This window comes from Virgibacillus alimentarius, from assembly GCF_000709085.1.
GTDB classification, from domain to species: domain Bacteria; phylum Bacillota; class Bacilli; order Bacillales; family Amphibacillaceae; genus Virgibacillus_B; species Virgibacillus_B alimentarius.
Genome location: NZ_JFBD01000106.1, coordinates 1 through 7,412, shown reverse-complemented (window position 1 = coordinate 7,412; position 7,412 = coordinate 1). Strand labels below are relative to the sequence as shown.

The window sequence follows — 7,412 nt, the reverse complement described above, 5'->3', positions numbered from 1 at the left end:
TTTTAATTTAGTCTTTCCTTTACCATTTTTCTAAACTCCATATTTGTCGCAACACTTTTAACAAAATCGCTAAATATATTTCTTATCCAGTACAATTCTCCGCCTGTATCATCTTTAATAAATAGAGAAACAGATACAGTGCTATCCTTAGATTCTTTATATAAGGCAGAAGTTAAAACAAACATAGTAGATCCACCTTTATACCAAAAATAATCATCCCCATCATCTTTAACATTTTCTCCTATAAGAATTTCACTAAATAATTCTTTTTCTTTTTTGGTGAAAAGTTCTTTTCCTAATCTAAACATTAAATCTGCATAATGTTTTGTTGTTGAAGAAGCCGTTTTGTTCGTGATTAAAAGTTGCATTTTCTGATTTAACATCTTAGGTGCCTTTTCTTCGAGATCTGTAGTTTCATTGGCTTTCATTTTCTCAAATATTTTATGTGATAATTCTTGATAAGATTGTTTGTCCATTGCTTCTAGCTTATTTATAGCCAAACTTCGTTTATCTGATAAATATCCTGGGATTAAGATAGGTGGTGTTAAATAAGCAATTTTATCGTGATTTAGATTAAGTACTTCAATGCTCTCGTTAATAATATCCGGGCCAATTTTATTAATTAAAAAATCTGTACAAGCATTAGAGCTAAATTGCATCATTCCTTTAGCGATTTCTAATAAAGAAACTTCTGTAGGATTATCAATTGACTTTTTCCACTTAGGATGCGCCCCTCCATCTGTATTTGGAATATAAAACTTTTCAAGTTCATTTAACTCCACATTATCGGTAATAGAAAATTTGTTATTTGCTACACTTTTAACGAAATTAAACGCTATTATTATTTTCAATGTACTTGCTAATGGAAAATTCCTTTCTGAATTTAAAACCAAGGTATCTTGGCCGTTCTCTTTTAGAGTAATAGATAATTTATCTTTATTATTTTTGAAATAATTTAATAGATCATACTTATCTTTCTTCATATTTCGCTTATTTACTGCAATTCCCAAGGCAATAAATACAAGAAATAATATTAATACTACTGCAATACTTACTATAATAACTTTCATTTTAACTCCTTGGTATTATTTTTATAAAATTACTTCAATATAATGGCCTTGTTGTTCAATATCGGCGTAATCATTTAATAAACAATTGCGCATCGTATTATAGGCTCAGCCAGTCATTTCGGTTAATCCATTTTTAATATTAAAAAAATTAGATAGAAATCTCCCCAATAATCCAACCTCTGAGGAACTCTTCTAACGATGACGCAATTAGACTTCGACTATCATCTTCATGATTCCAGACATAAATATCTTCATTCTGGATACTTCCATTTTTTATTGAATATCCAAATAAATCACCATTACCAGCATCAGAAAAAAATAAAAAAGTATCTAATAGCTCCATAGAATCTCTATGTTCGTTAATAGTCCAAAAAAATATATTTTCTTTGATCACCTGTTCTGTTGGCCAAATAAAAGAGATGCCATAGTTACCATATACACCATTTGTTTCATTATATAAATCGGTTAACTTTTTAGGTAATTTAATATTCAATTCAGTTTTAATTGATAACAACGCTGTTGCAGTCGCAGGTGCTTTAAACTGACATTCTTTTGAAATGCTGTTTATATAATCTTTCCACATAATCAATGCTATCACCTATTAAATTCATATGAATAATCATTCTGCTTTCAACTATTTTACTCGAAATCATGACTCAACAAAATAGGCCGATGCCCCGGTAAAGGACAGATGCTTCTTCATTAACCTCAAATATTAGAATTTCTTGATATAAACCAAGTCTTACTCAATACCTTTTAAAGTCCCATAGGGTATTTGTTTTGCAGTCAAAACAGGCATATATGATAATCGCTTATAAGCATCCAAATATATCCGTTCCTTAACTTCTGGTGGATATGCAAAAATATTGCTTAATTCATCAAGGCAGTTTGTGACCAATAGACATTATAAGTTTTGTTCACTTTCAAACTCCCTGATTTTATGCTGAGGATATTTTAGTCCCTGCTCTTGGTCATAAATACGTCCATTTTCACGATCTTCCCGACTTTTCTGTACTTGCTGGATGAGTTCCTTATCCTTAGAAAAAAGGTCTAAATCCATTTGATCAATGGCTTTTCTTTCACGTTTCATATTTAAATAACCAATAAAGTCATATACGTCAGCCGTCCTCTTCGTGAATAAAGTCAATTAGCCGTTTAAGTTCTTCACGGTTAATACTCATTTTAAACACCGTCTTATTATGTTATAACTATCATTTGAAATAATAAGTACTGGACGTTGCTTGTGGGTTTTTAAATCACTGAATGGAACTGGTATTAAAACAATATCACCTTGTTTATACATTGTTTCAAACCTCGTCATCGATGTCATTATCCCAAAAACCCAAGCTACTCCCACTATTTTTTGTTAAATCCTCAGACATTCTTTTATCTCTTTTAGCCTTTAAATACTCTGCAAAACCCAAAATTTTATCCACTTCTTGTTCAGGTATTTCATCAATAATTTTAAGTAAACGATCCTTAGCTGTATCCATGTAATAACATCTCTTCCATTATATCACTTCAGTTACGATTCACTATCTATGCAAAACCAAAAGACAATCTGCCCGTTGTTGAAAGAACTTTATTAGATATTTTTTAGCTTCGTTTTTTCTTTAAACAAAGAAATAACTAACAAAGTGATTCCGACAATGAATAAGACAGCTTTTATTAAAGATGGTTCAGTATATCCTAAAACCATTGCTACCAATCCAAATATTCCGATTAACGTTAGGATATAACACCATTAATTTATTTCTACCCACTACTTATCATCCTCTCTGATTAAAATTGGAGATAATACTTGTTAAACAACCGCCCGATTGCGGTTTATAGTAACATTTTTTTTAGGCTTGATAAATTTTCTTCAAGAAATGAAGCGTTTTTTTCAATTCCACGTCGTTTACACCAGCCAATACTATTAAAGGCATCTGTAAATCGATAAAAAGGCAATACAACTTCCAAATCAATTAATGACCTTATAGTGTTATAGCCTTCTTGATAGGACTGATACAAGGTAAAATCGAAACGTAAAAAATCCCGGTACAGTTTGGTGAAGTCGATTTCTGTTGAACCAAATCGTACACTTTCAAAATCTATCATGCCTGAAACTTTATTTTCATCAACAATTATATTTGCTGGACGAAAATCCATATGTATAAAGCTTGGACCATCTGAAGGAGGTAGCTGTAGTTTCATTTTCTCAAACTTTTCAACGGCTTGTTTGTATAAATTTTCATCCAAAACTTCTCTTACATCCTCAGCAAAACTATAAAATTGACGTTCAACAAAATTAGACCAGTTCGGAAATTCATTTTGTATACCGGTTAACTTCGGCGTGGTAGGCGGTTGAATTTGATGCATCGAGGCATGAAGGACCCCAACCTGAAACGCTACTGTTGGTGGGGCCATAAATGTTAACGGTTGTCCTTTTAATTCAGATAATAAAAATGCGCCAGGACACTCCTCATCACCAGACCAATAATCCAACATTTTAGGAATGGAAACTCTTTCTTTTAAGATTTCATAGGCTTTTAACTCTCGCTGACACTTCAGCTTCGTGTAAGGTATTTTTAAAAAAATATTTTCCCCGTTAAGCAAATTGCATTTATAGACTGTGGAACTATGGGAATCTTCAACCTCATTAATTGATAACACATTCAATCCAAATTGTTGAATGACACGATTTAACATCCAACCCCTCCTTTTTCTTTAAAGCGTTATGCAGCAAAATGGTCCTTTTGTTCAATATCGGCGTAATCATTTAATAAACAATTGCGCCCGATTACGGCATAATCTTTTATTAGCTAAGGAGCCAATAGGAAGGGCAATAAGGTCGCTAGCGAAAAAAGAAGGATGATTATGTTTCCCAACAAGGCGATTGCTCTAATTCTGTTTTGAACTTGTAAATAATAAAAAACAAAGCTATTAAAGCATACGGTAATAAATTGCTACCTGTTGCTATCGCTGAACCCAAAATTAATAACACAATTACCCCTGAAACAATATTGAATATGTGTATTTTTTTCATTTGATTCCCCTCCCCCAAAAGCGAATAACCTTCAACAATATAGACTGATTCCTGAAAGCCTATGTTCCACAACTGCGCCCTATTGTTGCAGTTACGTGATTACTCCTCGATTTTAACAAGTTCTGCTTTGATGATATGAAATTTACTAAGCGTAACTGTTTTTCCGTCAGCATCCTCTGCGGAGATAAAATTTACTCCAACACCAGAAAGTTTTCGTTCAAGCGATCCCTTGATTTTAATATCCTTAAGTAGTTCACCGTTTGTTAATGTAATGTGGTAAATATGAATCTTCTTCAATAGTTTTCATCTCCTATAATCCTATTCTGGGACATAGTTGTTCGATTAAATGGCCCGATTGCTGTAATCAAAAAAGTTTATCTGCCAAGAACACAGCATCTCTTCCAACACCACAAATGAGAGCAGAACCACGGCTATGCTGCCAAGGCAACCCAATATAATATAATCCATTAATTGGACTAATACCTCGATTATGTATAGGATTGCCTTTTTTATCAATCGCCCCATCAATACGAATTATTTCATACAATGGAACGAAGCCAGTAGCCCAAATAATCTGACTTACCTCAAGTGAACTACCACCGGAAAAAGTTACTCTTTTGCCGTCAACCTCTGTTACCCTTGGTCTAATTTTTACTTTCCGACTTTCAATGGCTTGTTTTAACTCTTTTCCAAAGATGGGATCATTTCTTTTTTGAAAGAGTCTGCCCCTAATTGTATCTGTACCAGCATACAAAAGTTGAAGTTTCTCTAACCAATAAAAAATACTTTTCCGAAATATCTCCAAAGGGAGGAATTTTAGCTTGTGTGATATAGCAAGGATAACCTCTCTATCCTTCGACAGCTCAACCGCAATTTGCGCTCCCGAGTTGCCTCCTCCTACAACCAATGAGGTTCCATTATTAAGGTCTTTTGGTTCAGTGTATAAAGAGGAATGCATATGTGATACTACATTACCCTCATTTTTAATCACGTGTGGTACATATGGTTTTTGAAAAGCACCTGAAGCAACAATTACCTTCTTTGATTGATACTTCTCTTCCGATGTAAATACGCTAAAATAATTATTCCTCTTTTCAATGCTTGTAACGACGGTATCCATTTTGTTTGGCAAATTAAAGTAAGCTACGTACCCCTCCAAATAATCAGCCATTTCATCTTTTGTTGGATAAGAATTGGAATCACCTTTCATTTCTAATCCTGGAAGAGCAGAATATGATTTTGGAGTGAATAGTACAAGTGATTTATAACGGAAACGCCAAGAGTCTCCGATACGTTTTTGTGCATCTATCATAAGACAATTATTAATACCTTTTTGTTTTAATTGGTAACTCATTGCAATTCCAGCTTGACCAGCCCCAATAATAATAACATCATATATATTTCCCAATTGACATACCCCCACGTGGTATTAATTTTAATATACATTATTAAGTTATCGAGGGCTACCCTTATGCATCATTCATCAGTTCCACACGATAATTTATTAAACAATCTCGCCCGATTCTGGCACAACGATTGATAGCTGAAAAATGACCATTATTTACTTTTTAACCCTTCCCATTCTTCTCGTAATATTCCCATCTTAATTGCATCAAATTATTCACCATCTATCGTTCTCGCATTCCTTATTCGCGCCTCTTCCTGCATTCCAATCTTTTCGGCTACCTTCATCATTCTTACATTTCCCGACAAGGTAGACATACCCAATCGATGTATCCCAGTAGATTCGAAAAGAAAATCAATTATCGGATCGATATTTATATTTAAGATTAAAAATTAGTTCAAATACAAAGGCACCTAATAAACCACTCCAAAAAACAAAGGTGGGAGAAAATAAAACATTTTCCGTTGCTAAATAATAAAAATAATTTACCGCTGATATCAGCAAGTAAGTATAAAAACCAAAAAAAGCCCCCTTTTTCCAATGAAGTGATTCTCTTTCATTCATCGACTTGAATAATTTCATAACATCACTTCCCTAACCTCACAATCTGGCCGATTGTATTATAAACCTTCATATTTTTGTATCGTAGGTTAAATTAAGATTTGTGTTAACCTCGGCGCTGTTTAATTTCCTTTATAGAAAATATATCTGTTACTGCATTTGCAAGTAAAAAAATGACAAAAAGGATTGTAGCTAAGTTAAACCATGGGAAGCTATATAGAGTGATCCATTCATTAAAAAGTCTCGATTCTAAAAGCCAATCTGCGTACTTACCAACTATGTTGTCCGAATCATTTAAGTTTGGTTCCAAAGATGTTCCGTCAATAGTAAAAAAAATTAATTGCACAATGAAAAATACGCTGAGGGCAATAATCCACCATCTTATCCGATGGAGACGTCCCTTTTTTTGTTCGTCTGTCATTTGACCATTTCCCCTTTTTTTCATTTCATTCTGTTATCACGCCAAGGCGTTATTCCATCTAATGCCCCTTCTATTCAGTTTGGACGCCTAATAAATTCTATTTAGATTGAAACACCATTTATTGTGTCAACTGGCTTTCCAATGCGTACGCCCGATAATGGAAAAGTCGATAAAATTACCAATAGGGTTCTTCCTCATTAGATAATTTTAAAATAAATGGGTATAAACCAAGTATTACGAAACCCAGTAGGACCGCAATTAATAGGGACAAATCAACTGAGAATTCGAATCCAGCATTAATAGGAAGAAATATGAACGGGATTAGCCAAAACATACCACTGCGTATTCTTGATGATGCGGATTCGTATTGTTTTTTAGCGCAATAAGGACATTCTAACCTAAATATCGTTTTAATCGTTTGTGTCCAAGTCCATTTTTCACCACAATTCTGACAAATCGGCATTCAATAACCCTCCTTCAGCAATATAACCCTATTCAGAAGAATGCACACGATTCAATTATTACGTCCGTTTACACAAGACTGTTCACTACGGGGAAGTTGTTTACATCTGCAGAGTTCCACTAGCCAAAAAGCCAAATTAGAAACTAATGGTTATTAATCCAGTAACAGGCCGCACATAACACGAACCATACAGGGATAAATATTAAGTCTGCAATATTCGTAGGTAACAATGTGTAGGATCCAGGCAAGAAAAGCAATCAATTATAACCAACAGCCCCAAAGCCCCATATGAAATCCAAATATTAATGAAAATGTGATTACCATCACCCCTTTGGATTGATGAGGTTATGGAAGCACCTTCATTTTAACACAAAATGAGGCTGGGACATAACTAGCCCCAAATAAACAAAATCGGTTGTGTTTATCAATAAATGATAAACGCAACCGTTTTTTCTTTTGTTTTT

Annotated in this window: 12 protein-coding genes and 1 pseudogene; all 13 read right to left on the bottom strand. The window is 33.7% G+C overall.

Going from position 1 to position 7,412, the window contains the following annotated elements; all coding sequences use genetic code 11:
* Positions 1-2 precede the first annotated feature (2 nt).
* Positions 3-1,070 (bottom strand): serine hydrolase, encoded by a 1,068-nt coding sequence (locus tag GZ63_RS0114835; protein WP_051681512.1) that lies wholly within the window; start codon positions 1,068-1,070, stop codon positions 3-5.
* Positions 1,071-1,218: 148 nt separating this feature from the next.
* Positions 1,219-1,653, bottom strand: coding sequence for an SMI1/KNR4 family protein (locus tag GZ63_RS0114830; protein WP_029270904.1), 435 nt, complete (start codon positions 1,651-1,653; stop codon positions 1,219-1,221).
* Positions 1,654-1,974: 321 nt separating this feature from the next.
* Positions 1,975-2,160 carry a hypothetical protein gene (locus GZ63_RS16915; protein WP_226374451.1) on the bottom strand — a complete coding sequence of 62 codons (186 nt, stop codon included), beginning with the start codon at positions 2,158-2,160 and terminating at the stop codon, positions 1,975-1,977.
* Positions 2,161-2,247: 87 nt separating this feature from the next.
* The gene (locus GZ63_RS17580; RefSeq protein ID WP_156947746.1) at positions 2,248-2,373 is read right to left on the bottom strand and encodes a type II toxin-antitoxin system PemK/MazF family toxin; all 126 of its coding nucleotides are present in this window, start codon (positions 2,371-2,373) and stop codon (positions 2,248-2,250) included.
* A gap of 4 nt (positions 2,374-2,377) precedes the next feature.
* On the bottom strand, positions 2,378-2,563 hold the full coding sequence (locus GZ63_RS0114820) for a DUF2281 domain-containing protein (protein WP_029270902.1): 186 nt from the start codon (positions 2,561-2,563) through the stop codon (positions 2,378-2,380).
* Positions 2,564-2,897: 334 nt separating this feature from the next.
* A complete protein-coding gene (locus GZ63_RS0114810; RefSeq protein ID WP_029270900.1) occupies positions 2,898-3,761 on the bottom strand; it encodes an aminoglycoside phosphotransferase family protein in 864 nt (287 codons plus the stop codon).
* Positions 3,762-3,927: 166 nt separating this feature from the next.
* Complete coding sequence (locus tag GZ63_RS17970) at positions 3,928-4,098, bottom strand: hypothetical protein (RefSeq protein WP_156947745.1); 171 nt, start codon at positions 4,096-4,098, stop codon at positions 3,928-3,930.
* A gap of 99 nt (positions 4,099-4,197) precedes the next feature.
* Positions 4,198-4,395, bottom strand: a complete 198-nt coding sequence (locus GZ63_RS0114800) for a hypothetical protein (RefSeq protein WP_029270898.1) — start codon at positions 4,393-4,395, stop codon at positions 4,198-4,200.
* A gap of 67 nt (positions 4,396-4,462) precedes the next feature.
* Positions 4,463-5,497 carry a flavin-containing monooxygenase gene (locus tag GZ63_RS0114795; protein WP_029270896.1) on the bottom strand — a complete coding sequence of 345 codons (1,035 nt, stop codon included), beginning with the start codon at positions 5,495-5,497 and terminating at the stop codon, positions 4,463-4,465.
* 218 nt (positions 5,498-5,715) lie between these two features.
* Positions 5,716-5,862: pseudogene (locus tag GZ63_RS18510) on the bottom strand (GNAT family N-acetyltransferase); the annotation flags it as partial.
* Positions 5,858-6,085 (bottom strand): hypothetical protein, encoded by a 228-nt coding sequence (locus GZ63_RS0114790; protein WP_029270894.1) that lies wholly within the window; start codon positions 6,083-6,085, stop codon positions 5,858-5,860. The pseudogene GZ63_RS18510 and the gene GZ63_RS0114790, both read right to left, overlap by 5 nt.
* 85 nt (positions 6,086-6,170) lie before the next feature.
* Complete coding sequence (locus tag GZ63_RS0114785; protein WP_029270892.1) at positions 6,171-6,485, bottom strand: YfzA family protein; 315 nt, start codon at positions 6,483-6,485, stop codon at positions 6,171-6,173.
* Between the two features lie 175 nt (positions 6,486-6,660).
* Positions 6,661-6,948 carry a TIGR04104 family putative zinc finger protein gene (locus GZ63_RS0114780; RefSeq protein WP_029270891.1) on the bottom strand — a complete coding sequence of 96 codons (288 nt, stop codon included), beginning with the start codon at positions 6,946-6,948 and terminating at the stop codon, positions 6,661-6,663.
* Positions 6,949-7,412: the final 464 nt, after the last annotated feature.

What these genes read in the sequence shown, in the direction of transcription:
- GZ63_RS0114830 (WP_029270904.1), bottom strand. Translation starts at nt 1,653, where the DNA reads ATGTGGAAAGATTATATAAACAGCATTTCAAAAGAATGTCAGTTTAAA.
- GZ63_RS16915 (WP_226374451.1), bottom strand. Translation starts at nt 2,160, where the DNA reads ATGAAACGTGAAAGAAAAGCCATTGATCAAATGGATTTAGACCTTTTT.
- GZ63_RS0114785 (WP_029270892.1), bottom strand. Translation starts at nt 6,485, where the DNA reads ATGACAGACGAACAAAAAAAGGGACGTCTCCATCGGATAAGATGGTGG.
- GZ63_RS0114835 (WP_051681512.1), bottom strand. Translation starts at nt 1,070, where the DNA reads ATGAAAGTTATTATAGTAAGTATTGCAGTAGTATTAATATTATTTCTT.
- GZ63_RS0114820 (WP_029270902.1), bottom strand. Translation starts at nt 2,563, where the DNA reads ATGGATACAGCTAAGGATCGTTTACTTAAAATTATTGATGAAATACCT.
- GZ63_RS17580 (WP_156947746.1), bottom strand. Translation starts at nt 2,373, where the DNA reads ATGTATAAACAAGGTGATATTGTTTTAATACCAGTTCCATTCAGTGAT.
- GZ63_RS0114810 (WP_029270900.1), bottom strand. Translation starts at nt 3,761, where the DNA reads ATGTTAAATCGTGTCATTCAACAATTTGGATTGAATGTGTTATCAATT.
- GZ63_RS17970 (WP_156947745.1), bottom strand. Translation starts at nt 4,098, where the DNA reads ATGAAAAAAATACACATATTCAATATTGTTTCAGGGGTAATTGTGTTA.
- GZ63_RS0114790 (WP_029270894.1), bottom strand. Translation starts at nt 6,085, where the DNA reads ATGAAATTATTCAAGTCGATGAATGAAAGAGAATCACTTCATTGGAAA.
- GZ63_RS0114780 (WP_029270891.1), bottom strand. Translation starts at nt 6,948, where the DNA reads ATGCCGATTTGTCAGAATTGTGGTGAAAAATGGACTTGGACACAAACG.